Source organism: Serratia sp. PL17, assembly GCF_017832355.1.
GTDB lineage: Bacteria > Pseudomonadota > Gammaproteobacteria > Enterobacterales > Enterobacteriaceae > Serratia.
The window spans coordinates 223,017-248,393 of sequence record NZ_JAFIBY010000001.1; the positions used below are offsets into that span (position 1 = coordinate 223,017).

The window sequence follows — 25,377 nt, forward strand, 5'->3', positions numbered from 1 at the left end:
ACTCATAACAAGAATTCAAGGAGGGGGATGTGAAAGGTGCGCTGGATGATGTGCTGTTGAAAACGTTGTTTGCCACCGGCGCGATCGTACTTCCTGCCGTCCTGCTGCCGGGTCAGTCGACGATGGCTGCCGGGCTGACTCAAATTGATGGCGTATTGATCCCACAGACGTTCAGTCTGGCGCTGCGCGAAGGTATGAGCATTCCCCTGTCGTTGCACTTTGAAAAAAACAGCGGCGTAAAAGACGACATCCGCATCGGCCATGCTTTCTTGTACCTGGATAACGGCCAACTGAAAATTCGTCAGATTACGCTGGAGGACGGTGACGAAAGTACGCCGTTGACCGCGGAAACCCTGGCACAGCTACAGGCGTTGCAGGAAGCCACTTTTGATCGGCAGCAGCGTATTGCGCTGACGCCGGACGCCTGGTTGGCATTGGATTTCCGTCAGCTTAATTTGCAACTGGTGGTGAAAGAGTCTGCGATGGGGACAATGCTGCGTGCGCGTTCCAGCGACATTGGGGCTTCAAGCGTCAATGCCGTCAGTAGCACGCTGGACTATAACCTGGGCATTTACGACAACCGCACGCGGGCCAGCGAGGGCAATACCTCCAGCTATCTGTCGCTCAATAGCGTTACGGCCTTGCGTGAGCACCACGTGGAAGTGAACGGTTCGGTTTATGGCATCGGTAGCGGCGACGAAAACGCGACGTTGTATAAAGCGATGTACGAACGCGATTTTGCCGGTCGCCGTTTTGCCGCCGGGATGCTCGACAGCTGGAATTTGCAGTCGCTGGGGCCGGTCACTACCGTCAATTCCAGCAAGATCTATGGCATGTCCTACGGCAACCGAGCCAACTCTACCGTCTTTGATAATACCCAGTCACTGACGCCGATCGTGGCGTTTTTTCCCTCGGCGGGGGAAGTTCATTTATCCCGTGACGGGCGGTTGCTGAGCGTACAGAACTTTGCCATGGGGAACCATGAAGTAGACACCGGCAATTTGCCTTACGGTATTTATGACGTTGAAGTTGAAGTGGTGGTCAATGGCAGGGTGATAGACAAGCGGATACAGCGGGTCAATAAATTATTCAGCCCCAACCGTGGTGCCAATGCGCCCCTGGCATGGCAGTTTTGGGGGGGGATGATCCGCATGGATGATTGGCGTGGAGATGGCCAGCGTCACCGGCCAGCCAAAGACTCTTATCTGATCGGTGCTTCCGCTACCGGTAACCTGCATACGCTGAATTGGGCGCTGTCCGGTTATTCGTTTGACAGCAATGCCGTGGGTGAAAGCCGCCTCAGCGTGCCGCTGAGCGAGTCTATTCAGTTCAATGTGCAGAACATGGCGGCGTCCGACAGCTCCTGGAGCATGGTCAATAGCGTCAGCGCCGCGCTACCCGGTGGTTTTAGCAGCCTGTGGGTCAATCAGGAAAAAACGGTGATTGGCGACAAATTGCTGCAAAACGATGCGCACAATCGCGCCATCGGCGGCACGATGAACTTTGGCGCGCTGTGGTCGCCGCTGGGGAGCTTAAGCCTCAGTTATAACGACGATAAAAAGAACGATAGCCATTATTACAACGCAGATTATTACCAGAATATCTTCACCGGCCGTTTTGGCACGCTTGGCGTGCGTGCCGGGGTGCAGCGTTATAACAACGGCGGTAACCGTTCCAATACGGGCAAATACGTCGCACTGGATTTCTCGCTGCCGATGGGCAACTGGCTCAGCGCTGGAGTTTCGAACCAGAACGGCTATACCACGGCCAATTTGGCAGCACGTAAAGATATGCAAAACGGACCGATCCGTACCGTCGGGGCCAACCTGTCGCGTGCAATTTCCGGCGACACGCACGGCGACAACAGCGTCAACGGCGGTGCCTATGCGCGCTTTGACACCAAGTATTCTACCGGTACGGTCAATGTCAGCAGCTCTGCCGACGGTTACGTTAACTCAAGCTTGAGCGCCAACGGCAGCGTGGGTTGGCAGGGGCGTGATATTGCGGCCAGCGGCAGGAATGAGGGCAATGCGGGCATCATCTTTAATACCGGTATTGAAAACGACGGCATGCTGACTGCCCGGGTAGATGGGCGGACGGTGAAGCTGACCGGCAACAAGAACTATGTCCCCTTGTCGCCGTATGGCCAGTACGACGTCGAACTGATGAACAACAAAAACTCGGCGGAAAGCTTTGATATAGTCACCAAGCGCAAGAGCAAGCTGACGTTATATCCGGGCAACGTAGCGGTGATCTCGCCGGAAATTAAACAGATGGTCACGGTGTTCGGTCGCATTAAGGCTGAAGACGGCACGCTGCTGGCCAATGCCTATATCAAAAACCATATCGGCCGCACCCGTACGGACGAGAAAGGTGAATTCATCATGGACGTCGACAAGAAATTCCCGGTCATCGACTTTACCCACAGCGGCAACCAGAGCTGTGAAGTGGATTTGGATCTGAGTAAGGCGCAGGGCGCCGTGTGGGTCGGTGATGTGGTCTGCACCGGGCTGAAAACCTATGCCGGCAACACACAGGCAGGAGACATGATTAATGAAGGCTAATATTGCGCTGCTGCTCATGCTGTGGGTTGTTTTGCCGTTGCGGGCTGCGGTTACCGTCACCAACTGGCCGAATGCCGCGACGGTGAAATATGTCTTCGTCGAAAACAATGCAGACGATAACTTCTTTGTCACGCCCGCAGGGGCATTGGATCCGCGCATGACCGGTGCCAATAAATGGACCGGGCTAAAATACGGCGGATCCGGCACCATCTATCAGCAAAGCCTGGGTTATGTGGATAACGGCTACAACACGGGGCTGTCGACGAATTACCGCTTTGACATGTGGCTGGAAGATGCCCCGATCAAGAATCCGTTTCTCGGGTTACGCTGCATTAACTGGTATGCCGGCTGCAACATGGATACCAGCCTGATTTTGCCGCAAACTACCGATGAAAAGGGGTTTTATGGTGCGGTGGTGACGGCGGGAGGAGCAAAATGGATGCACGGCATGATGTCCCCGAGCTTCTATCAATACTTGAAGCAACTGGCCGCAGGTGATGCGTTTAGCATGCAGATCAATAGCTGCCAGTCTCCCGATGTTTACGATGCCAGTAACGGGGAGCGTTGCCAGAATCAAGCCAGGGGCAACTGGTACAAGCGCACTGTGACCCACAGCAAGGCCGCTCATCTGCGGTTTATCAACACCAACGCGGTGTCGGAAGTGTTCGTCAACAGCGACGGCGTGCCGATCATTGGCGAGGGGAATGCCGACTGCAAAAACCAGACGATAGGTGCGCGTTCCGGCATCATGTGCAAAATGGTCAGTTACGATCTGCAAACCGACGGCAGCGTCAGTAATACCTCCATTCATGTGTTTCCGGCGATCAACAATGCCGCGCTGACGTCGGCAGTTAACGCGGCTGACTTGCAGTTCAGCCTGAACGGCAACAACTGGAAAAACACCTCAGGCACTGGCAGCTACTACACCTTTAACGAGCTCAAGAGCAGCAACGCGATTTACGTCTTTTTCGGCAGCAATTTCTTTAAACAGATGGTGAAACTGGGTATTTCCGACAGCGGCACCCGCGAATTGATTAATTTCCGTTTCCAAAATACCACCTCGCCGGAATCCGGTTGGTATGAGTTTTCCACGTCTAATCAGCTCATCATCAAACCCCGTGATTTCAGCATTAGCATCATCGCTGACGACTTCGACAATCGGCCCTATCGAGAAGGCTACGTTGGCCCGGCAGAGCCGCCGCTGGAGTTCGGGTATATCGTTACGACCAGCGGGAAGACGGCGGCCGATCGGGTCAGCGTGATGGCTACCGGCCCGACGCAGGTCATTAATGGGATAAGTTACTGCGTGTTTTCCTCGGCGGATAGCCAAACCCAGGTGCCGTTCCCTGCGACGCTCAGCATAACCACCAGCACCAACAGCCAGCAACACTATGACGCTGGTTGCGATGGACAGTGGCATGACATGACCAATGCGCTATGGAGCAGCACACCCTGGAATGACATTTCCGGCGAGGTCGGGGTGTTAAACAAAACCCGGGTGAAATTCAGTATCCCGATGAATAACCCGATTTCGCTTAAGACGATTGCCGGTAATGGTTGGTACGGTGACGTCAGCGCAGCTGGGGAGATCCACGTTGAAGCCACTTGGCGCAACATTAACTAGGGGCGGCATCGTGAGACTCTGGCTGTTTTGGCTGCTGTACCTGCCACTTAGCGTGGCGGCGATGAATGTCGGTACTTTGACGTTCACCATGGATCAAGACCAATCGTTCACCGCCAAACGGGTGTTGAACAATAATCGCAGTGCACGTATTTATCAGGTGACTCTGCGTGCTATCGACCGACCGGGCGAAAATGAAGCCCGCAGCCGCCCGGCAGACGGAGAGCTGCTGTTTGCGCCCCGCCAGCTCCAACTGCAGGCGGGGCAGGGTGAGTATTACAAGTTCTTCTATCGTGGCCCACAGGATAACCGCGAGCGTTATTACCGGGTGTCATTCCGCGAAATTCCGACGCGTTTTATCGACCCGGCGGCGCGCCAGAGCAACGGGGTCAATCTGGAGCCGATAGTGGTGATGGACACCATTCTGGTGGTGCGTCCACGCCAAACTAACTTCGCCTATCGGCTTGATTTGCAGCGCGGGACGCTGACGAATACCGGTAACACCTACTTTAAATTTCTGCTTAAGCCCGGCTGTGACAGCACAGATGAAGAAGGCACCACCGAATACCTGCGCCCCGGTGATACGCTGACCCATGCCGGTATTCGGCTGAAAGGGCAGAAATTTATTATCTACAATGACAAATTTATCAGCGTCGATAAAAGCTGCCTTAACTGACAATAAAGGGCTAGCGCAGCGGGATCGAAAAACGGAAACAGGCTCCGGTTTGTGGTCGCTCGACCAGTTGGATATCGCTGTCGTGCAGTAGCAAAATACGTCGAACGATCATCAATCCCAGGCCACTGGCATGCCGACGGGCGCTGCTCAGAATGGAAGGGCGCATAAACAAGTCGGCGCGTAATTCTTGTGGGATACCCGGGCCGCTGTCATTGACCTGCACCAGTACTTTGCCTGCCTGTTGCCACAAACGCACCTCGATCTCGCCGCCTTGGGGGGTATGACGAATGGCGTTATCCAAAAGATTGGTCAGCACCCGTTCAATCATGCTGACATCGGCAAACACCAACGGAATACCGGGGGTGATATCCGCCAGTAATCTTTGTTGGCGAGCCTCGGCCGCCAACTCGAACTTCTGGAATACGTCCTGTACTAGCTCACTCAGAGAGAAGGGTTCTTTCTGCGGTTTTACCACGCCATATTCCAGCCGTGCCAGCTCAAACAGTTCCTGTGCAAGCCGGCCCACTTTGCGGCTTTGTGCCAAGGCGATCTCCAGATAACGCTGGCGATCGTTTTCACTCAGGCTGGCGGATTTTACCGACAATGTCTCCAGATAGCCGTGCAATGAGGTTAGCGGGGTACGCAGGTCGTGTGAAATATTAGCGATAAACTCGCGGCGCTGTTGATCCTGTTGCGAAAGCGACTGCCACTGCTCGGCGATACGCCGCGACATGCGATTAAATGCCTGTTGTAATCGGCTGACCTCATCACGCCCGTCGCTGTCAACGGGCAGTGAAGCATAGGCTTGTACCGCGGCAATCCCGCCGCTATCGAGTTCACTGACCTGGCGGGTAAGACGGCGGATAGGCCGAGTCACCCAATAGAAAGCGCAACCGCCAGCCACCAGGCTAAATAGCACCATCAGGCCTGATGACCACAGCGCCATGGTCACCGCCGAGTTAAACGACGCATTGCTGGCCAGGGCGTCGTAATCTTCGCCGAGCAGCACCACATATAAATAGCCTTCAACCTGACCATTGACCTTCAATGGCGCGGCGCTGAAGACTTTTTTGGCATCAGGGTTACGTGGGTCATCGCCGTAAACCGGCATGTTGGCGCCATTGAGTAGCGCCTGTATCGGCAGTAAATCCACTTTCTGCCGTTTCAGATGGCCCGCCGGCGCTGCGTTACCAATGATGTCGCCCTGTTTGTCGAGCAGGTAGACCTCAACGCTGGGGTTTACTGCCATCAGTTGATTGAACAAGCCATGCACCGAATCTGCATTTAGCCCATTTTGCCCAAGCAGTGGGTTACTGTCGGCAATGTGCTGCGCCAGATTACCGGACAATCGTTGGATCACGGCCTGGCTGTACTGGGTGCTGCTACGTACCTGCATCCAGCCGGAAATAGCACAGCTGACCACCATCAGCAGCGCGAAAATCAAGGTCAGACGTTGCGTTAGCGTAAGATTTTTCATGGTTCACTCTTGCGGCGCTGCCGCGAATTTATAGCCCATACCCCACACGGTGAGGATGCGCTCGGGTTCCGCCGGGTTAGATTCGATCTTGATACGCAGCCGGTTGATATGTGTATTTACGGTGTGCTCATAGCCTTCATGCTGATAGCCCCACACCTGATTGAGCAGGCTGAGGCGGGAAAAGACCTTTCCAGGGTGTTTGGCAAAAAAATACAACAGGTCAAATTCACGTGGGGTCAGATCGATCGTCTGTTGATTCAAATGCACCTCACGCGCAATCGGATCGATGATTAACCCGTCAAAACTCAGGGTTCCGGCGTCCATCTTCAAGTTGCGGCTCATCGCTTCCTGGCGGCGAAACAGCGCTTTGACCCTGGCCACCAGCTCCAACATTGAAAAGGGTTTGGCGAGGTAGTCGTCAGCACCCAGTTCCAACCCGAGTACGCGGTGTACTTCGCTCGATCGCGCGCTGGTGATGATGATCGGTGTGTAACGCGTCATGTTGCGGGCACGGCGGCAGATCTCCAGCCCATCAATTCCTGGCAGCATCAGATCGAGGATTAGCGCATCCCAGCCGCCTTGTTCCAGCATCGCCATACCGACGTTACCATCGGCGGCGTGGCTGATGTCATAACCCTCGTCACGCAGATGTAATTGCAGCAGCTCCGCGATATTACCGTCATCCTCGACGATTAAAATTTTCTTTGGCTTTTCCATTCTTCTCACCGCTGATTGCCAGACCTTCTTGAAGTCTACACAACCCCCGTAGTCGGAGTTATCACATTTTATTTAACTTTGCGTGAGGTCTTGGGGAACAAATCAGTTGGATACTCAGCCCATCGAAATCACGCCGTCTGGAGAAACACCATGGCCATATCCATTACGCCGGATAAAACCGAGTTGATCCATCCGCTGTGGCTGCGTTTGACACACTGGCTGAATGCGTTGGCGATGCTGATCATGGTGACCAGCGGCTGGCGCATCTACAACGCTTCACCCTTATTTAACTTCAGCTTTATGAACGAGCTGACGCTGGGCGGTTGGTTGGGGGGCGCGTTGCAGTGGCACTTTGCCGGCATGTGGCTGTTTGGGATTAATGGCTTGTGTTATCTGCTGATAAATCTGTTCAGTGGCCGCCTGAAACGCAAATTTTGGCCGCTGAGCCCAAAAGCCTTGCTGAGCGATCTGTTTGCCGCGTTGAGGGGCAAGCTCGGGCACAGCGATTTACGGCATTACAACATGGTGCAACGCGCGGCTTATCTGTTCGTGATGGTTGCCGGTGTGGTGATGGTGCTCTCTGGCCTGGTGTTGTGGAAGTCGGTGCAATTTCCGTTGCTGCGTGAGTTGCTCGGTGGCTATGACGCGGCACGCTATATCCACTTTTATGCCATGTCGGCGCTGGTGGGTTTTGTTCTGGTGCATTTGGTGATGGTGGCGTTAGTGCCACGCACGCTGTTGGCCATGTTGCGTGGACGTTAAGGAGAACCCGATGAAATCGGATAAAAACCCCATTAGCCTGAGTGAAGGGCGGGAGATTGTCAGAGAAGCGCAGCAGTTACTGGCGCGCCAACTGGCGTCTTCCTCACGCCGCCGCTTCCTGCGCAACGGATTGACACTGGGCGGTATTGCGATGCTCACCGGCTGTGACATCAGTGATAACACGCATGTGGAACAGGCGTTGAGTCGTATCTCGCGGTTTAACGATCGGGTACAAGGCTGGTTGTTCAACGCCGACCATTTGGCCCCGGTATATGCTGAGTCGATGATCACCCGTCCGTTTCCGTTCAACGCGTTTTACGCCGAGGAGGAGGCACCGGATATCAAGGGTGACGACTACCGGCTTGAGGTCAGCGGTCTGGTGCTGAATAAACAGCCCTGGACACTGCCGCAATTGCACAGCATGACGCAAATCAGCCAGGTAACGCGCCATATCTGCGTTGAAGGCTGGAGCGCCATCGGCAAGTGGGGTGGGGTGCCGTTCTCGCAATTTCTCCAGGCGATCGGTGCAGACTTGAGCGCCAAATATGTCAGCTTCAAATGTGCCGACGACTATTACACCAGCATTGATATGGCCACGGCGCTGCATCCACAAACCATTATGGCGCTGACCTACGACGGCCAGATCCTGCCGCGTAAATATGGCTACCCGATGAAGCTGCGTATGCCGACCAAACTCGGCTACAAGAATCCGAAACATATTCAGGTGATTGAAGTCACCAATCGTTTCCCCGGTGGTTACTGGGAAGATCAAGGTTACAACTGGTTTGGCGGCAGCTAACGGCTGCCCTGAACACTCCCCCTGCACGACACGTGCTTTTTAAATGAGAGAAGGAAATACCATGAAAAAGTTATTCGCAATGATGATGTGTAGCGCATTGATGTTGGGTGTTGCAGGTGCAAATGCTGCAGACAGCATGAGCAAAGACGCAATGAAAAAGGACAGTATGAGTGCAATGTCCCATGACGGGATGGCCAAAGACAGTATGAAGAAAGACTGTATGGGCAAGGACTGCATGAAAAAAGATTCCATGAGTAAGGATGCGATGAAACATGACGGCATGAAGAAAGACAGTATGAAAAAAGACAGCATGGCCAAAGACGGCATGAAAAAAGATGAAATGAAAAAAGACGCGATGGGGCAGTAAACCGCCGTGCCCCGCAGCCGGACAGCAGGCTGTTTTAGCTCGGCTGCGGGCAGAATAAGGGAGGAACGATGATGCAGGCAATATGGCTGCAGCGCTTTAGGCGCTCAAACTGGGATGTGGCCTTTATGCGGTTGGCGTTGGTGGTGATCTTCGCCGCCTTCGGCTATGCCAAGTGGTTTGACTATGAAGCGCAGGGGCTGGTGCCACTGATTGGCAACAGCCCACTGTTGGCCTGGATGCACGATGTGTTTGGCATTCGCGGTGCCAGTTATGTATTGGGGGTCGCCGAGTGGAGCTTTGGCCTCTTGCTGTTGGCGGGTTTCTGGTCACGACGTTTGGGATTGTTGGGGGCCGCGGGATCGACGCTGACCTACCTGACCACCCTAACGCTGATCTTCTCTACGCCGGGCGCTTGGGAAGCCTCGGCCGGTGGGTTTCCGGCGATGGGCGGTGCCACCGGCTTTCTGCTAAAGGATCTGGTGCTGTTGGCGGGTTCGATACTGTTGCTAAAATCCGATTTGCCTGACGAGATATCGTAAAAAAGGGCGCAGCTTAAAAAACTGCGCCCTTTGGCCGTTTTGAACGGATCACATATCCGGGAAGGTCAGGGTATTGCCCGGAGCCTCGCGGTGGATGTGCACGAAGTTCAGGTGTTTCTCGTACTGATCGAGGATATCGCCGATCACCTGCTCTTTGCTGTAATCCATCAGGTCGTTACCTTGGGTACCTTCCATCAGGAAGGTTTCCAACCGGTAATAATGCGACTTGCCGGAGCGGGCGCGATAGGTAAAGCCCGGTACGGAGTAACGCTGTGGCCAGATCTGATAGGTAAAGTTTTGTTCATCTCCCAGATGCACCAGCAGTTCCAGATGGCTCAAGCGCTCATCTTCGGCTGGTGGCACCTCACTGAATTCCACTTTGGCACCGCGCAGTTCCAGTTCACGCGCCACTTCTTGCATCGCCGGTCGGCAGCGGGTATCCAGCATTTTCTGCGTGTATTGAGTGCCAGGGTAATTCATCACCCGCGACAGTCGCTGCTTCCAGTTCAGCACGTCGTTGCTGGATACCGGCATCGGTGCGGAGGTGTTCAGCGCGCTGGCTTTGCGGTAATCCTCTACCCGCAGCGATTTATACAGCCCGGCCATCACGAAGAAGATCACAAAGCTGAACGGCAGGCCCATGATCACCGTGGTTTTTTGCAGTGCAGGTACGCCGTCGGTCATCAGCATGCCGATGGTCAGCAGGCCAATCGTTATAGACCAGAAAATACGCAGCCAGTTGGGCGCATCGCTGTTGATGTCGCTCAGACGCGAGGTGAAATTGCCCAGAACCAGCGAACCGGAGTCTGCCGAGGTGACATAGAACAGCAAACCGGTAATGGTTGCGACGGAAGCGCTGAAGGTAAAGCCCGGATACTGTGCCAGCAGGCTGTAGAAGCCGCGTTCAGGGTACTGCATCACTTCCTGCGCGAACGCCGCGTTGCCATGAATAATCTGGTAAAGCGCGCTGTTTCCGAAGATCGACAGCCAGAGCAGGGTAAACACGAAAGGAATAATCAACGTACCGAGCACAAACTGGCGAATGGTGCGTCCGCGAGAGATTCGTGCCAGGAACAAGCCGACAAACGGCGCCCAGGCAACCCACCAGGCCCAGAAGAACAGCGTCCAGTTGTTCATCCATTCTACAGGGCGATCGAAGGCGAAGCTGTTGAGCGTCATCCCCATAAAGCGGTTGATGTAGTCGCCGACATTGAGCACCAGGGCATTGAGCAGGAACTCGGTATCACCGAAGAACAACACAAACAGGATCAGCCCCAACGCCAACAGCACATTGAGTTCGGACAAAATACGGATGCCTTTATTGACGCCAGAGGTTACCGAGATGGTGGCCATGATCACCGACAGCAGGATCAATGCACCCTGTACCGTCAGGTTTTCCGGCACGTGGAACAGGACCTTCAACCCGTAGTTCAGCTGTACTACGCCAATGCCAAGCGTTGTGGCGATACCGAAGATGGTACCCAGCACGGCCGCAATGTCTACACTGTGGCCGATCGGTCCGTTGATGCGTTTGCCGAAAATCGGGTAGAGCGCCGAACGGATGGTCAACGGCAGGTTATAGCGGTAACTGAAGTAACCGAGTGCGATGCCCATCAGCGCGTACATCGACCAACCGGTCAGTCCGTAGTGGAACAGCGTCCACACCATGGCCTGGCGGGCGGCTTCCATTGTCTGGCCCTGGCCCTCCGGTGGCATCATATATTGCGTCACAGGTTCGGCAACGGAGAAGAACATCAGGTCGATGCCGATGCCTGCGGCGAACAGCATCGCCGCCCAGCTCATCAGGCTGAATTCGGGTTTCGACTGTTCTGGCCCAAGCTTGATCGAACCGAAGCGCGATGCCGCAATAAACACCACAAATACGATGTACAAGGTGGCGGCCAGCAAGTAGTACCAGCCGAAGGTGGTTGACACCCAATTCAGGGTGCGGGTGATCCATCGCCCGGAGAAATCGGTAAAAAAGATGGTCATCAGTGAGAAGGCCAGTATCAGCCCTGCCGAGGTAAAGAAAACCACAGGGTTAAGCCCATCCTGTTGTGGTTTTGAGGAGGTTTCGCGTGTTGTCATCGTCTTCCTCTGTTTTTTTAACAACTGAGTAAAATCGTGCCCACACACCAGCCTGAACAACACGCAGGTGCCGTCCGGGAAACAGTGCGGATAAAAGCTGCGGCAATCGCTATTTTGCTTGCCAAAGATTGCCGCTTTGCTTGCTAACGGAACAGAAAATCGTTCCGTGCTGGGAACCGCTTACAGACACTGATTTTGGTCAGATTCGTTAAATACCTCACAAAAATCAGCCAGTTCCACAACCGAAAAGTACATTTTTGTAACCAAGCGGTAATAAAATATATTCAATTTTTATTGAACGTTCAATCAAAAAAAAGTTTAATGGTTGGCATGAAGACCACGTTCGGCAGGTGAAAATAGCGTGAAATTTCGCCGCTGAGATGAGGCCGAAGTCGGTTTTGTGAGAGTCGAATTATGCCAAAGGTAGGAATGCAGCCAATCAGAAGGCAGCAGTTGATAGATGCCACGCTGGCCGCGGTAAACGAAGTGGGAATGCATGACGCTACCATCGCGCAAATAGCGCGGCGGGCCGGGGTTTCCAACGGCATCATCAGCCATTATTTCAAGGATAAGAATGGCCTGCTGGAGGCCACCATGCGTTATTTGATTCGCCATTTGGGTGAGGCGGTAAAGCTGCGGTTGCAGGCGTTGAGCGATCACGCTCCGGCGTCACGGCTGCAGGCAATCGTCGCCGGTAATTTTGACGACAGCCAAATCAACAGTGCGGCGATGAAAACCTGGTTGGCCTTTTGGGCGAGCAGTCTGCACCAGCCGCAACTTAACCGGCTGCAACAGGTAAACGGCCGCCGTCTGTATTCCAACCTGTGTGCTGAATTTAGCCGTGTATTGCCGAAGGCAGAGGCACGATTGGCAGCGAAAGGGCTGGCGGCGTTGATCGACGGCCTGTGGCTACGCAGCGCATTACGTGGGGCTGCGTTCAATCAGACACAGGCGATCGCACTCACGACCGATTACATTACGTTCCAACTCAGGGGGCACACGCCACCTTGAGGACAACCTAAGGAGAACCTATGTCCCGTTTTGGCTTACAGAAGCTCTATATTAATGGTGCCTATGTAGACAGTACCGATGGAAAAACTTTCAACGCGGTGAACCCGGCGAATGGTGAAGTGCTTGCCGAGATCCAGTCCGCCAGCGCTGAAGACGTCAACCGTGCGGTGGCCAGTGCAGCCAGCGGACAGAAGGTATGGGCGGCGATGACGGCGATGGCTCGTTCTCGTATCTTGCGCCGTGCGGTGGACATTCTGCGCGAACGCAACGACGAGCTGGCCGCGCTGGAAACCTTGGATACCGGCAAGGCAATGTCAGAAACCACGGCGGTGGATATCGTTACCGGCGCCGACGTGTTGGAATATTACGCGGGGCTGATCCCGGCGATCGAAGGCCAGCAGATCCCGCTGCGCGAGAGCGCTTTTGTGTATACCCGTCGTGAACCGCTGGGCGTGGTTGCCGGTATCGGCGCATGGAACTACCCGATCCAGATCGCCTTGTGGAAGTCTGCGCCAGCCCTGGCGGCAGGCAATGCGATGATCTTCAAACCGAGTGAAGTGACCTCGCTGACGGCGTTGAAACTGGCGGAGATCTACACTGAAGCCGGTTTACCTGACGGTGTATTCAACGTGCTCACCGGCAGCGGCGCAGACGTCGGCCAGTACCTGACCGATCACCCGGGTATCGCTAAGGTGTCGTTCACCGGTGGGGTGAAAACCGGTAAAAAAGTGATGGCCAACGCGTCAAGTTCAACGTTGAAAGAAGTCACTATGGAACTGGGGGGCAAATCACCGCTGATCATCTTTGATGATGCCGATCTGGACCGTGCGGCTGATATCGCCATGATGGCCAACTTCTACAGTTCCGGTCAGGTCTGCACCAACGGTACGCGCGTATTTGTGCCGGCAGCGCTGCAGGTACAGTTTGAAGCCAAAATCCTCGAGCGCGTAAAACGCATTCGTCTGGGTGACCCAACTGATCCACAAACCAACTTTGGCCCATTGGTCAGTTTCGCGCATATGGAATCCGTGCTGCGTTATATAGAAAGCGGCAAGAACAGCGGCGCACGCCTGTTGTGTGGCGGTGAGCGTGTGACTGACGGTGATTTCGCCAAAGGGGCTTATGTGGCGCCGACGGTATTTACCGACTGCAGTGACGAAATGGACATCGTGCGTGAAGAGATCTTCGGGCCGGTAATGAGCATTCTTAGCTATCACAGCGAAGAAGAAGTGGTGCGCCGTGCCAATGACACGACTTTCGGCTTGGCAGCAGGTCTTGTGACGAATGATCTCACCCGCGCCCACCGGGTGATCCACCAATTGGAAGCCGGTATCTGTTGGATTAACACCTGGGGCGAATCGGCGGCTGAAATGCCCGTCGGCGGTTATAAGCAATCTGGCGTCGGCCGTGAAAATGGCCTGACAACGCTGGAGCACTACACCCAGATCAAGTCCATTCAGGTAGAGCTTGGCGAGTATACCTCCATATTTTAAGTATCCCATCATCGATTAAATGCTTGTTTGGGAATCCCTAAGCTATTAATCATAAAAATATATACCCAATGGATTTCAAGTCACAGCTAGGCGGCAAGTGCGAGAGTCCCCAGGAGCTTACTTAAGTAAGTGACTGGGGGGAGCGCATGCAGCCAACAACGCTGTGGCTTGAAAGACGAAGGGTATAAGGAGATATCGATGGAATTCGATTACATCATCATCGGTGCCGGCTCGGCCGGTAACGTATTAGCCACCCGTTTAACCGAAGACGCCGACGTCAGTGTGCTGCTGTTGGAAGCCGGTGGTCCGGATTATCGGATGGATTTTCGTACCCAGATGCCGGCCGCGCTGGCATTCCCGCTGCAAGGCCGTCGCTACAACTGGGCGTATGAAACTGACCCTGAGCCACACATGAACAATCGCCGCATGGAGTGTGGCCGTGGCAAGGGGTTGGGTGGTTCGTCACTGATTAACGGCATGTGCTACATCCGCGGCAACGCCATGGATTTTGATAATTGGGCGAAGGCACCGGGTCTGGAAGACTGGACTTATTTAGACTGCTTGCCCTATTTCCGCAAGGCGGAAACACGCGATATTGGACCCAATGATTTTCACGGCGGCGATGGCCCGGTGAGTGTCACGACACCGAAAGCCGGTAACAACGCGTTGTTCCACGCGATGGTGGAAGCCGGTGTCCAGGCGGGTTATCCACGTACCGACGATCTGAACGGTTTTCAGCAAGAAGGTTTTGGGCCGATGGACCGCACCGTCACGCCGAAAGGGCGTCGTGCCAGTACCGCCCGGGGCTATCTGGATCAGGCGCGCTCCCGTTCTAATCTGAAGATTGTGACCCACGCGTTGACCGACCGCATTCGTTTCGAAGGCAAGCGTGCCGTGGGCGTTGATTATTTGCAGGGCGAGAGCAACTCTCTCACCCGCGCGCGCGCGCGTCGAGAAGTTCTGCTGTGCGCAGGTGCAATAGCTTCGCCGCAGATTTTACAGCGTTCCGGCGTTGGTCCTGCGTCATTACTGAACCGTCTGGACATTGATCTGGTGCACGATCTGCCCGGCGTGGGTGAGAACTTGCAGGATCATCTGGAAATGTACCTGCAATACGCCTGCAAAAAACCGGTGTCGTTGTACCCGGCGCTACAGTGGTTTAACCAACCGAAAATTGGCGCGGAATGGCTGTTTAACGGCACCGGCATTGGCGCCAGCAACCAATTTGAAGCGGGTGGCTTTATCCGCAGCCGCGAAGAGTTTGCCTGGCCAAACATTCAGTACCATTTCTTGCCGGTAGCGATTAACTACAACGGCAGCAACGCGGTGAAAGAGCACGGTTTCCAGGCGCATGTGGGTTCTATGCGTTCTCCAAGCCGTGGCCGTGTGCAGGTGAAATCAAAAGATCCGCGCCAGCATCCGAGCATCTTGTTTAACTATATGGCGACAGAGCAGGACTGGCAGGAATTCCGAGACGCTATTCGCATCACGCGCGAAATCATGGCGCAGCCGGCACTGGATGAATACCGTGGCCGTGAAATCAGCCCAGGCCCGGAAGTCCAGACCGACGAACAGTTGGACGCCTTTGTACGCGAGCATGCTGAGACCGCTTTCCATCCTTCCTGCTCCTGTAAAATGGGTGAGGACGAGATGGCGGTGGTGGATGGGCAAGGGCGGGTGCACGGTATGGAAGGCCTGCGGGTTGTTGATGCGTCAATTATGCCGCTGATCATTACCGGCAACCTGAATGCCACCACCATCATGATTGCTGAGAAAATTGCCGATCGTATCCGCCAGCGTACGCCGCTGCCACGAAGTACTGCCGAGTATTACGTGGCTGGCGATGCTCCGGCACGCAAACTGTAACCCAACATGTCCTCTCGCCGCTGAAGGGAAGGGCTGCTGTAGCAAGCAACCCCCTCTCCAAAGTTCTTCCCCGAGGCGGGGGGCACTTCATCTCTGTCATTCTTCTCGCTGCACCTTGAAACTGCTACGTCTAAATCGGCTTAAGCCGGCAGGGCGATCGCCTGATCGAAACTGTTTGGCGTCGCCATGCGCCACATGCGCGCATAGAAATCACTTTCTATTTCTTTCTGCAGCAGTGCGCCGGGTTCCAGGTAATAATAGATGTCGGCATAAACCTTGATTTCAGTTGAAGTAATGCGGCGTAGCATATGATGAGAAGTGAGCTGTTCCGGTCGACTGACCCCAGCAGCGGCCAGCATTTCTGCCAGTGCTTTCACGGTATTCTGGTGGAAATGATAAACGCGCTCTGCTTTGTTGGGCACCACCAAGGCTTTCTGCCGCAGTGGATCTTGGGTAGCAACGCCGGTTGGGCAATGGTTGGTGTGGCAACTCTGAGATTGAATACAGCCGACAGCGAACATAAAGCCGCGTGCTGAATTCACCCAATCGGCACCTAATACCAATACGCTGGCGATATCAAAGGCGCTGATGATTTTACCGCTGGCACCAATCTTGATGTGGTCACGTAATCCGCAGCCTACCAGGGTATTGTGCACGAACAATAACCCCTCGCGTAACGGCATCCCCATGTAGTTGGATAACTCGAGCGGCGCAGCGCCGGTCCCGCCTTCTTTGCCATCCACCACGATAAAGTCCGGCAATATTTGGGTTTGCAGCATTGCTTTGGCGATGGCGACAAATTCCCACGGGTGACCGATGCACAGTTTAAAGCCCACGGGTTTGCCCCCAGACAATTCACGTAACTGCTGAATGAAATGCATCATTTCCACGGGCGTGGTGAAGGCGCTGTGTGAGGCTGGCGAAATGCAGTCCACCCCTTCAGGTACCCCACGCGTTGCCGCAATTTCCGCATCCACTTTTTTAGCCGGCAGAATACCGCCATGACCGGGTTTCGCCCCTTGGCTCAGTTTGATTTCAATCATTTTCACCTGTGGGGTTTTAGCCTGCTCGGCAAAGCGCTGCGGATCAAAATGGCCGTCTGCGGTGCGGCAGCCGAAATAGCCACTGCCCAGCTCCCACACCAGATCGCCACCGTTTTCACGGTGATAGCGGCTGATACTGCCTTCGCCGGTGTCATGATAGAAATTTCCTTTTGCCGCCCCCAGATTGAGCGCACGAATCGCGTTGGCCGACAGTGCGCCGAAACTCATGGCCGAGATATTAAAAATTGAGGCGGAGTAAGGCTGGCTGCAATCCGGGCCGCCTATTGCGACACGGAAACTGGTTGGATCGGATACGGCAACCGGCCGCATGGAGTGGCCAATACATTCGTAGCCGGTTTGATAAACGTCTAACTGGGTCCCAAAGGGTTTGTCGCCCATCTCATTTTTGGCACGACGGTAGACCAGCGTGCGCTGGGTGCGTGAGAACGGGATCTGCGCGTTATCTTCTTCCAACAGGTACTGGCGTATTTCCGGACGGATAAATTCGAAGAAAAAGCGTAAACGGCCGATGATGGGGTAGTTACGGCAGATGGCATGGCGTTGCTGGGTGAGGTCGTAAACCCCCAGTACACTCAGTGCGCCAAAAATGATTACCGGCAGCCAAAACCAGGGCTGGTGGGGCAATAGCGTCAATGACGCCAGCGTCAGCAAGAGGCTTAAGACAAAGCAGGTATAACGGCTGAATAACGATGACTTCATAACATCTCCTGATGTTTTTTTAATCCAGACGACATGACTCTCGGGATAATCCCGTGAGTGAATCGTAACCAATAGGCAGGAGTGTTATGTGGCTGTTGCTGCTTTGTCGTTCGTTGTTACATAAATTTAACGAGGGGCGTTACTCAGGCCGCCGGGGGGCGGCCTGGCAATCACTTGTTGGCGACAAAAATCGTGCTCATGCTACGTAGCCGCAGTTTTTTCATCGCACTGTATTTCTGCGAAAAAATCGTTTTGGGGTGAGTACCGCGCTTTTGGGCAATATGCAGTAGGCTGTCGCCGCGCAGTAAATTGAAGATAACGTCACTTTCTGCCGGGCTAAGCTCCCGGGTTTTCTGCATTTTTATCCCGCCAGGCTCTTTGCTTTCCAACAGGTTTTGTATTTTTTCCTGCAGCGAATAAAGTGGAATACGCGTAGAGACCAATTCAACAGAAATCCCCAGGATCGACAACAGCTTTACTACGCGCTCATCATCATAAAAAACCAGCAGCCGCGTTTTAGAATTGTATTGCTGATGGAGAGATACAAGGCTTTCGATGACGTTGACGCTTTGTTCCAGATTTTGTGAGGTGAAGATCAGCGCGATATCGTGCTTAATTATTTTCTCCGCCTTAGCGCCACCATGCATAAAATCTGAAAACAGCCTGATATCGTACTTGCCGTAATGTTTTTTCAGTAACACCGAAAGGCCGACATAGCTGTACTTACACTCACTAATAACAAGGACATTGTTTTTAGACATAATGGAGAACACCCATAATGAGTTAAAAGTATTCAGCTGTAAGAAGCGAGTTCAAATCCTTGATGTCGGATTCCTTCCACAGCTTTCCCTGCAGTGCGTAATATGGCATTTCGTCCAGCCATTTTTTATGTTCGGGAGTTTCTACTCCTTCGATAATTACCTTGTAATGATTAAGGTAAAAAAAGCGCAATAAAGCGCGCATTAAACCCTCGCCACCGGACTTCTTCATAAAGTCCCATAATAAAAAGCGATCGAGTTTAACGAAGCGGAACTGGCTGTTATACAACGCGGAAAACCCCGCATAGCCTGAACCAAAATCATCGAGCCAAAATGAATAGCTCTTCAGTGAGGGATCGCCATGAACACGGTCTTTAACTAACCGAGTCGAGTTTTCACTGATTTCGAAATGAATACATCGGGTGGCGCTAATTCTTTCTGCAAAATGGCTATTGGCCAGAGAACGAAGAGAATGGTCGTCTACATTTAGTGTTGCGATAACCTGGTTTTCACGAAACCAGTGGTTATATTTTTCTATCAGACTGACCTGATCCAACAAAATCTCAATTCGCGTGGCGCTATCAGCTGTACGAAAGAACTGTTCAGGAGAGAAATGGGCATATTCACTATTAAAAGTGAATCTTGATAGACACTCAACGGCCAGCAATTGTCCCGATTTTGCGAACATAGGCTGGAAAACATAATTAATTCCGTTATTTTTCTCTCTAAAAGAACTGCGCATTCCTCAATCCCTTGATTGATGTATAACTGTTTGTTTTTTAAAACATAATTTAATGAAATTTGGCTGTTTATGGGTAAATGTCTTATTTAAAGCAGCCAAGATGTGCAATGCCGCTTACAGACCATCAAAGGGGCTTTTTGTCGCGAATTCTAAAGTGCTCAAAAGGTAACAAAATGTAAATATACGGAATAATGTACTGATAATTAGGTCTTAAGACAAAATGTCCGACTGCATGGCTTTCCAAAACACAGATTATTCCTATTCGATTGAATCGTCAACATCGATCGATAGGTATTTGTTGATAGTTTATTCCTATCAAGAGGGGGGTTATGAATGTTTTAAACGATTTAACAATAAGAATGCCGTTGGTCTATATTTCGTCCGGCAATGGGTTCATCGAGGCAACACTCCTTTTAAGCAAGGAGTGCTATCGCTGAGTGTATGCTCAGTGCCGGGGATTAATATATTCGTCTGTCACTGAATCGATTATTTTATTGTTTTTCTATGGAGCTGGAAATGAAAAAAGTATTATTGCCTTTGGCTGCGCTGGTATTGTCCGTAACTGCTTCTAACGCAATGGCTGCGAATGGCACTGTTAAATTCACCGGTGAAATCAAACAGTCTACTTGCCAGGTAACTAGCGATACTCAAAATAAAGAAGTTTATTTGGGTACTTATCCTACTTCTGCATTCCAAAATGTTGGCGATAAGTCTGCATCTAAAGCTTTCCAGATCTCTCTGGAAAAATGTGATGCTGGCGACTACAGCCTGCGTTTTGATGGCAACACCGTTGCTGGCAACCCTGACCTGCTGTCTGTAAGCAACGTTGGCGGCACTGGCACAGCAGCTACCGGTGTTGGTATCGAAATTACCGACAACAACGGCAAACCTTTCGCTATCGGCGATGGTAGCAACATCAAAGACGACGTAGCTAAAGTGAGCGTTGATGCTGCCGGTACCGCGACCTTCAACCTGCAGGCTCGCTACCGTTCATTCGCTGGTGTGACCGCTGGTCTGGCAAATGCCACCAGCCCGTTCACCATCGAATACAAATAATTGATCTTTTAGGACACAAACGGCCAAGGATGGCCCGTAGAGGAAACCGATGAAAAAGTTCTTTGCTGCTCTGCTGATGCTGGGCACTTTTAGCAGCTACGCCGGGATCCAGGTAGATGCCACCCGGGTAATCTATAAAGGCTCAGATAAATCAGCCTCGCTGCCGATTCATAATGATGCTGCTGAAGCTTATATGGTGCAAACCTGGTTGGATACCGGTGACAGAAATCAGGTGCCGAAAAATCTGCCGATTGTAGTGGTTCCACCGATCCTGAAATTGGATGCGACAAAGACCGCTATTTTACGCTTTATTTATTCCGGTACTGGTCTTCCACAAGATAAAGAAACTCTGCTGTGGATTAACGTGCAGGAAATACCACCCGCACCGAAGCAGGAGAATGTGCTTCAGGTTGCAGTGCGTACCCGAATTAAACTTTTTTATCGACCGGTGGCGTTGAAAACGACGCTGGACGAGCAAGTGCAAAAATTACGCTGGCAGCGTGAAGGTTCACGTTTGCAGGTGATTAACGATGGCCCTCTGCATATTACCTTTGGGGCGCTGCATTTGAAAAATAGCGCGGGTAAGACCGTAGATGTCGATGCCAACATGGTGAATCCAGGCGAGCGCCTTGCGATCAACATCCCAGCAGGCGTCAGCGCGAGTAACAAAATTTCGTTCAGTTATATCAATGATTTTGGCGGTAGAACGGAAGTCAAGGACGTTCCAGTACAATAAGAGAGACAGGGAATGGCACATCAACGAAAAGTAGCATGCGGAACGACACGGCTGACACAGTTGATCCGGATTGCAATCATTGCCGCCGCCGCGCCGATTTTATGGAGTGAAGCAGCGCTGGCAGAATTTAACATGTCGTTTGTACACGGCAATGAAAACTTGAGTAACGCCGAAGCCGTGGCTCAGGGTGATGCGTTGCAACCTGGCGTCTATCCATTTGATATCTACGTCAACTTGACCCAGGTCGATCATAAAGATGTTACTTTTCGTCAGGTAAAAGGGCAGGCTGCATCTCAGCCTTGCCTTAAAGTTGAAGATCTGTTGAATTACGGTATTAAACTGCCGGAAACCCTGCCGGCAGGCAGCTGTGTTGATTTACCTGCTGTGATTAAAGACGCCGCTGTCAGCTATGACGCAGCAGTGCAGCAAATTAATATTTCTGTACCACAGACCATGATGGATTTGAGCGCTGTAGGTGCAATCCCATCAAGCATGTACGATGAAGGCATTAACGCCCTGTTCGCCAACTATACCTTCAATTACAACAAGAACAGTTATCGTCGCGATGATGCAGATGACAGCGAATATACTTTCCTGTCGCTGAACAGTGGCCTCAACGTGGGAAGATGGCGCTTGCGCAATAACTCCACGCTGGATAAGCAAAGCGGCAGCAGTGCAAACTGGACTAACCTCTCATCTTGGGCGGAAACTGACATTGCGCCATGGCGTAGCCGTTTGATCATGGGTCAGGCCAGTACCAACAACAACGTATTTAACAGTTTCCAGTTCCGTGGTGTTCAGCTTTCCAGCGTAGACGACATGCTGCCTGACAGCTTGCGCGGCTATGCACCTGTGGTTCGTGGCATCGCGGCAACCAATGCCCGGGTAGAGATCCGCCAGAACGGTTACATTATTTACAGCACTAACGTGGCGCCGGGTCCTTTTGAGATCCATGATGTTTACCCACATACCAACAACGGCGACCTGATTGTCACCGTTAATGAAGCCGATGGTTCCCATAAAACCTTCAGCGTAGCCTATTCATCCGTGGCAAATATGCTGCGTGAAGGCATTTGGAACTTCCAACTGACAGCCGGTAAATATCACAATGGCAATGGCGGTTATCAGCCTAATCTGATCCAGGGTACGCTGGCGCGTGGCATGAACTATGGCCTGACGCCTTTTGGTGGGGTGGTTATGGCTGAGCACTATCGCTCCGCGGCTTTGGGTGTAGGTAAAAGCCTGGGGTCATGGGGGGCAGTGTCGGTTGACGGTTCTATTTCAGATACTGAACTGGCTAATGGCGATCGTAAACAAGGCCAGAGCTTCCGTTTCCTGTATTCCAAATCGCTTAACCAGATGGGAACCAACTTCCAACTGGCGGGCTATCGCTATGCTACTTCGGGCTATTACGATCTCAGCGACGCAGTCGAAGAGCGTAATCGCTGGCGCAATGGTGTTTACGCGAATGATTACTGGGATCCGAATGATTTGCAGCCGGGCCAGCCATCCTGGAGCAATAACCAGAAGCGTACGCGTTACACCGCTCGCTATGGTAACAAACGCGAACGCGTTGAATTGTCGCTCAGCCAGCAATTGTGGGCAGGTGCCAATTTATATGCCAACGTTAGCCATCAGAACTATTGGGGCGTTTCCGGTAACGATCGTACCATTCAGGTGGGCTATAACGATGGTTACAAGCGTATTTCCTACGGTGTTTATCTGCAAGATACCCGTGGCCAATATGGTTATTCCGATCGCAGCGTAAACTTCACCGTTTCGGTACCGCTGGATTGGGGTCAGAACAATAATTCGACCACTGCCAACTTCAGTGCAGCACACAGTAAACAGAGTGGGGACAGCTATTCCACCGGTATCAGTGGAACCATGCTGGACGATCGTCGTATGAACTACTCGGTGTCTACTGGGCATACGCAGTCTTCGGGCCAGAACAGCAACCTGAATGTGGGTTACAGCAGCAGCATCGGTAACATCGACGGTAGTTACGCGTATAGCAATAACTACCGCCAGGCTGGGCTTGGCCTGTCCGGTGGCCTGTTGGTGCACTCGGGTGGTGCCACCTTAACGCAGCCGTTGCAGAACACAATTTTGCTGGTGGAAGCCAAAGACGCTAAAGGTGTGCGCCTGGAAAACCAACCGGGTGTGACGATCGACCGCTTTGGTTATGCAGTGGTGCCATCGGCTAACCCGTATCGCTACAACTATGTTGCTTTGCGTACCGAGGACTTCGGGCCAGGGCTGGATGTACCTATAGCCAGTAAGCAAGTGGTTCCGACAGAAAAATCAGTGGTGAAAGTCACCTTCGATACCTTCAAAGGTGTCAGCCTGTTGATTCATGCCCGCCTCGGGAACGATAACTTCCCCGCGATTGGCGCCAGCGTGTTCAACGAAGATGGTCGCAACAGCGGCACTGTGGGCCTCAATGGCGACACCTATGTTTCCGGTGTAAAACCGGGTGAAAAACTGACGATTAAATGGGGCCCGAAAGCCGATCAGCAGTGCGTACTGCCAATCCCGGCCAGCGTGGGTAACCAACAAGCGGGTATGGGATATCAGGAACTGACCCTGCAATGCCAAAAACTCTAAGGTGCACCATGAAATTTAATACATTTGGACGTAAAACACTTTTGTCACTAGTGGCGCTGACGGGGTTGATGGCGGCACAGCAGGCGGCGGCAATGCAGTGCCGCTTCGGTAACTCGACCAGTTCGGCCAACCCAACCGGCACCGTAACCCAGGATATCGACGTTGGACGGCCTATCGTGCTGGCCGCCAGCGACTTTGTTGCGGGTAATTTGATATGGCGTTCGCAGAACTTTACCTCCACCTTTACTTGCTGGGATACCGATAATTATCCGAGGGGGGAGAACGCCTATATCTATTGGAACCCGCAGAACTCGTTCGGTGCTCTGGACAAATCACTGTCTATCGGCGTGTCGATCAACGGTGTTGATTATGATTCGATTAACCTCAAGCAGAGTTCCAATAGCCCGACGGGGCCGAATTTAGGTCCGGGTACCAAACCGGGTAGCAACAGAAGGAAGGCTGACCCTCAAGCGGTCACTGCCACCTATTCGGTCTACATCAAAGCCACCGGGGTGAAACCGCCAGCGGGCAATTTCCCGGCATTGGGACGTGCTTCGTTGTTCCAGATTGATGGTGTGCTCGGTCTGAATGCCACCAAAGACAGCAACTTTAACGCCTATATAAAAGGGCTGGACAAGATCCGCGTGATTCAGTGTAACCCGCAGATCAGCGTGCTGGCGAATAATGGCGCCAGCGTTGATTTTGGTGTGTTGAGCACCACCAGCGCAAAAACGGGGACGGTTGCTAAGCAGGTCCCGTTTGATATCAAAGCGACGTTGTCGGGCGGTGAGTGTGCAGGGCAATCATTACAGGCGAGTTTTAGCAGCAACAATTCGGATCCTTCAAATAACACGCAGATTTTGCCTACAACCAAACCAGGTGTAGCCATCTTCTTGACCCAGCAGCGTGATACTAATAAGAAGCCGATCCCATTACAGACCAACGTAGACTTTGGTGGTGTATTACAGGATAAGCAGAACGAAGTGTCTGAAACCTTTATCGCTAACCTGAAATGGCTGACGAATACGCCGACTCCAGGGGTATTCAACGCGACAGCTAACGTAGACGTCACCTTCAAGTAATAGCATGCAGTAAAAATGCCGCCCCTTTTAAAACACCAGCACGGTGCTTAAAAGGGGCGGCATTTTGCTATTCTGTGGGTGCCTTATTGCCCCATCCAGTTGCCACATTTACCTTCCAGATATTTCCCCGCATACCACAGATGTACGCCCGGTGACTCATGGCGATGCCCGTTCAGGGGTTCTATGGGCTGTGGAGACATCTCTGCGACATCCCAGCGGGTAGTGCGGCGATACACCGCCGGTGTTTTGCCAAACTGTTTTTTAAACGCGCGCGAAAAAGACGGCTGGGAATCGAAATGATATTGCAGGGCGATGTCGAGAATGGGGCGAGGGCTTGAACGCAGCGCCTGCGCGGCCTGCGACAGACGCCGCTCGCGGATATAGCTGCCCAGCGCATGCCCGGTGGTGGTGCGGAACATCCTTTGTAAGTGCCACTTGGAGTAGCCTGACTTGGCCGCCACGTTGTCTAACAGCAGTGGCTGATCAAGATGAGTTTCAATCCAGTCCAGCAAATCATGAATGATATTAACGCGATCCATTGTTTAAGTTCTCCCGCGGGTACGACATTCAGGTCACAGTAGGTAATGGTAATTATCCAAGTTAGTTCTTTGATAATAGGCTGCGTAACCGGGTTACGCAAGTGTTAACTGGGG

At 52.7% G+C, this 25,377-nt stretch carries 21 protein-coding genes; 14 read left to right on the forward strand and 7 right to left on the reverse strand.

The features are described 5' to 3' along the window. Positions 1-41: 41 nt before the first annotated feature. From JOE25_RS01110 to JOE25_RS01120, 3 genes are read left to right on the forward strand one after another with little or no spacing between them, the layout of a single operon-like run. Positions 42-2,564: a fimbrial biogenesis outer membrane usher protein gene (locus JOE25_RS01110; protein ID WP_209634139.1), complete on the forward strand. Its 2,523-nt coding sequence runs from the start codon at positions 42-44 to the stop codon at positions 2,562-2,564. Beyond that, a complete protein-coding gene (locus tag JOE25_RS01115) occupies positions 2,554-4,188 on the forward strand; it encodes a hypothetical protein (protein WP_209632379.1) in 1,635 nt (544 codons plus the stop codon). The genes JOE25_RS01110 and JOE25_RS01115 overlap by 11 nt, the downstream gene beginning before the upstream one ends. A 10-nt stretch (positions 4,189-4,198) precedes the next feature. Continuing rightward, entirely contained in the window at positions 4,199-4,861 is a 663-nt protein-coding gene (locus JOE25_RS01120) for a fimbria/pilus periplasmic chaperone (protein ID WP_209632380.1), read from the forward strand. Positions 4,862-4,871: 10 nt separating this feature from the next. Here JOE25_RS01120 and JOE25_RS01125 read toward each other — a convergent pair whose 3' ends face one another. Further along, the gene (locus tag JOE25_RS01125; protein ID WP_209632381.1) at positions 4,872-6,338 is read right to left on the reverse strand and encodes a HAMP domain-containing sensor histidine kinase; all 1,467 of its coding nucleotides are present in this window, start codon (positions 6,336-6,338) and stop codon (positions 4,872-4,874) included. 3 nt (positions 6,339-6,341) lie between these two features. After that, the gene (locus JOE25_RS01130) at positions 6,342-7,055 is read right to left on the reverse strand and encodes a response regulator transcription factor (protein ID WP_209632382.1); all 714 of its coding nucleotides are present in this window, start codon (positions 7,053-7,055) and stop codon (positions 6,342-6,344) included. 150 nt (positions 7,056-7,205) lie between these two features. Between JOE25_RS01130 and JOE25_RS01135 the strand changes: the two genes are divergently transcribed. The 4 genes from JOE25_RS01135 to JOE25_RS01150 all read left to right on the forward strand — a co-directional run bounded on the left by JOE25_RS01135 (position 7,206) and on the right by JOE25_RS01150 (position 9,522). Continuing rightward, entirely contained in the window at positions 7,206-7,817 is a 612-nt protein-coding gene (locus tag JOE25_RS01135) for a cytochrome b/b6 domain-containing protein (protein WP_209632383.1), read from the forward strand. 10 nt (positions 7,818-7,827) lie between these two features. Further along, positions 7,828-8,616, forward strand: coding sequence for a molybdopterin-dependent oxidoreductase (locus JOE25_RS01140; protein WP_209632384.1), 789 nt, complete (start codon positions 7,828-7,830; stop codon positions 8,614-8,616). Between the two features lie 61 nt (positions 8,617-8,677). Then, positions 8,678-8,983: a pentapeptide MXKDX repeat protein gene (locus JOE25_RS01145; RefSeq protein ID WP_209632385.1), complete on the forward strand. Its 306-nt coding sequence runs from the start codon at positions 8,678-8,680 to the stop codon at positions 8,981-8,983. Between the two features lie 68 nt (positions 8,984-9,051). Then, positions 9,052-9,522, forward strand: coding sequence for a DUF417 family protein (locus JOE25_RS01150; RefSeq protein WP_209632386.1), 471 nt, complete (start codon positions 9,052-9,054; stop codon positions 9,520-9,522). Positions 9,523-9,570: 48 nt separating this feature from the next. On the opposite strand, the gene JOE25_RS01155 is transcribed toward JOE25_RS01150, so the two are convergent. Beyond that, positions 9,571-11,610 (reverse strand): choline transporter, encoded by a 2,040-nt coding sequence (locus JOE25_RS01155; RefSeq protein WP_209632387.1) that lies wholly within the window; start codon positions 11,608-11,610, stop codon positions 9,571-9,573. A gap of 414 nt (positions 11,611-12,024) precedes the next feature. Here JOE25_RS01155 and betI point away from each other — a divergent pair, with 414 nt between their 5' ends. The 3 genes from betI to betA all read left to right on the forward strand — a co-directional run bounded on the left by betI (position 12,025) and on the right by betA (position 15,980). Next, entirely contained in the window at positions 12,025-12,621 is a 597-nt protein-coding gene (gene betI, locus JOE25_RS01160; RefSeq protein ID WP_209632388.1) for a transcriptional regulator BetI, read from the forward strand. Between the two features lie 20 nt (positions 12,622-12,641). Further along, entirely contained in the window at positions 12,642-14,114 is a 1,473-nt protein-coding gene (betB, locus tag JOE25_RS01165; RefSeq protein WP_209632389.1) for a betaine-aldehyde dehydrogenase, read from the forward strand. A 198-nt stretch (positions 14,115-14,312) separates the two neighbouring features. Continuing rightward, positions 14,313-15,980, forward strand: a complete 1,668-nt coding sequence (gene betA / locus JOE25_RS01170) for a choline dehydrogenase (RefSeq protein WP_209632390.1) — start codon at positions 14,313-14,315, stop codon at positions 15,978-15,980. A 140-nt stretch (positions 15,981-16,120) separates the two neighbouring features. Here betA and JOE25_RS01175 read toward each other — a convergent pair whose 3' ends face one another. The 3 genes from JOE25_RS01175 to JOE25_RS01185 all read right to left on the reverse strand — a co-directional run bounded on the left by JOE25_RS01175 (position 16,121) and on the right by JOE25_RS01185 (position 19,243). Then, complete coding sequence (locus JOE25_RS01175; protein WP_209632391.1) at positions 16,121-17,743, reverse strand: FMN-binding glutamate synthase family protein; 1,623 nt, start codon at positions 17,741-17,743, stop codon at positions 16,121-16,123. A gap of 170 nt (positions 17,744-17,913) precedes the next feature. Continuing rightward, a complete protein-coding gene (locus JOE25_RS01180; protein ID WP_209632392.1) occupies positions 17,914-18,504 on the reverse strand; it encodes a LuxR family transcriptional regulator in 591 nt (196 codons plus the stop codon). Between the two features lie 22 nt (positions 18,505-18,526). Further along, complete coding sequence (locus JOE25_RS01185; RefSeq protein ID WP_209632393.1) at positions 18,527-19,243, reverse strand: EAL domain-containing protein; 717 nt, start codon at positions 19,241-19,243, stop codon at positions 18,527-18,529. Positions 19,244-19,759: 516 nt separating this feature from the next. On the opposite strand from JOE25_RS01185, the gene JOE25_RS01190 reads away from it, so the two are divergent. From JOE25_RS01190 to JOE25_RS01205, 4 genes are read left to right on the forward strand one after another with little or no spacing between them, the layout of a single operon-like run. Beyond that, positions 19,760-20,299, forward strand: coding sequence for a fimbrial protein (locus tag JOE25_RS01190; RefSeq protein WP_209632394.1), 540 nt, complete (start codon positions 19,760-19,762; stop codon positions 20,297-20,299). A gap of 49 nt (positions 20,300-20,348) precedes the next feature. Continuing rightward, positions 20,349-21,035 carry a molecular chaperone gene (locus JOE25_RS01195; RefSeq protein WP_209632395.1) on the forward strand — a complete coding sequence of 229 codons (687 nt, stop codon included), beginning with the start codon at positions 20,349-20,351 and terminating at the stop codon, positions 21,033-21,035. Between the two features lie 12 nt (positions 21,036-21,047). Continuing rightward, positions 21,048-23,642, forward strand: a complete 2,595-nt coding sequence (locus tag JOE25_RS01200; RefSeq protein ID WP_209632396.1) for a fimbria/pilus outer membrane usher protein — start codon at positions 21,048-21,050, stop codon at positions 23,640-23,642. 8 nt (positions 23,643-23,650) lie between these two features. Continuing rightward, on the forward strand, positions 23,651-24,724 hold the full coding sequence (locus JOE25_RS01205; RefSeq protein WP_209632397.1) for a fimbrial protein: 1,074 nt from the start codon (positions 23,651-23,653) through the stop codon (positions 24,722-24,724). Positions 24,725-24,807: 83 nt separating this feature from the next. Here JOE25_RS01205 and JOE25_RS01210 read toward each other — a convergent pair whose 3' ends face one another. Continuing rightward, positions 24,808-25,263, reverse strand: a complete 456-nt coding sequence (locus tag JOE25_RS01210) for a helix-turn-helix domain-containing protein (RefSeq protein WP_209632398.1) — start codon at positions 25,261-25,263, stop codon at positions 24,808-24,810. Positions 25,264-25,377: the final 114 nt, after the last annotated feature.

Coding starts and splice junctions, on each gene's coding strand:
- JOE25_RS01115 (WP_209632379.1), top strand. CDS start 2,554: ATGAAGGCTAATATTGCGCTGCTGCTCATGCTGTGGGTTGTTTTGCCG.
- JOE25_RS01125 (WP_209632381.1), bottom strand. CDS start 6,338: ATGAAAAATCTTACGCTAACGCAACGTCTGACCTTGATTTTCGCGCTG.
- JOE25_RS01130 (WP_209632382.1), bottom strand. CDS start 7,055: ATGGAAAAGCCAAAGAAAATTTTAATCGTCGAGGATGACGGTAATATC.
- JOE25_RS01135 (WP_209632383.1), top strand. CDS start 7,206: ATGGCCATATCCATTACGCCGGATAAAACCGAGTTGATCCATCCGCTG.
- JOE25_RS01140 (WP_209632384.1), top strand. CDS start 7,828: ATGAAATCGGATAAAAACCCCATTAGCCTGAGTGAAGGGCGGGAGATT.
- JOE25_RS01145 (WP_209632385.1), top strand. CDS start 8,678: ATGAAAAAGTTATTCGCAATGATGATGTGTAGCGCATTGATGTTGGGT.
- JOE25_RS01150 (WP_209632386.1), top strand. CDS start 9,052: ATGATGCAGGCAATATGGCTGCAGCGCTTTAGGCGCTCAAACTGGGAT.
- JOE25_RS01155 (WP_209632387.1), bottom strand. CDS start 11,610: ATGACAACACGCGAAACCTCCTCAAAACCACAACAGGATGGGCTTAAC.
- betI (WP_209632388.1), top strand. CDS start 12,025: ATGCCAAAGGTAGGAATGCAGCCAATCAGAAGGCAGCAGTTGATAGAT.
- betB (WP_209632389.1), top strand. CDS start 12,642: ATGTCCCGTTTTGGCTTACAGAAGCTCTATATTAATGGTGCCTATGTA.
- betA (WP_209632390.1), top strand. CDS start 14,313: ATGGAATTCGATTACATCATCATCGGTGCCGGCTCGGCCGGTAACGTA.
- JOE25_RS01175 (WP_209632391.1), bottom strand. CDS start 17,743: ATGAAGTCATCGTTATTCAGCCGTTATACCTGCTTTGTCTTAAGCCTC.
- JOE25_RS01180 (WP_209632392.1), bottom strand. CDS start 18,504: ATGTCTAAAAACAATGTCCTTGTTATTAGTGAGTGTAAGTACAGCTAT.
- JOE25_RS01185 (WP_209632393.1), bottom strand. CDS start 19,243: ATGCGCAGTTCTTTTAGAGAGAAAAATAACGGAATTAATTATGTTTTC.
- JOE25_RS01190 (WP_209632394.1), top strand. CDS start 19,760: ATGAAAAAAGTATTATTGCCTTTGGCTGCGCTGGTATTGTCCGTAACT.
- JOE25_RS01195 (WP_209632395.1), top strand. CDS start 20,349: ATGAAAAAGTTCTTTGCTGCTCTGCTGATGCTGGGCACTTTTAGCAGC.
- JOE25_RS01200 (WP_209632396.1), top strand. CDS start 21,048: ATGGCACATCAACGAAAAGTAGCATGCGGAACGACACGGCTGACACAG.
- JOE25_RS01205 (WP_209632397.1), top strand. CDS start 23,651: ATGAAATTTAATACATTTGGACGTAAAACACTTTTGTCACTAGTGGCG.
- JOE25_RS01210 (WP_209632398.1), bottom strand. CDS start 25,263: ATGGATCGCGTTAATATCATTCATGATTTGCTGGACTGGATTGAAACT.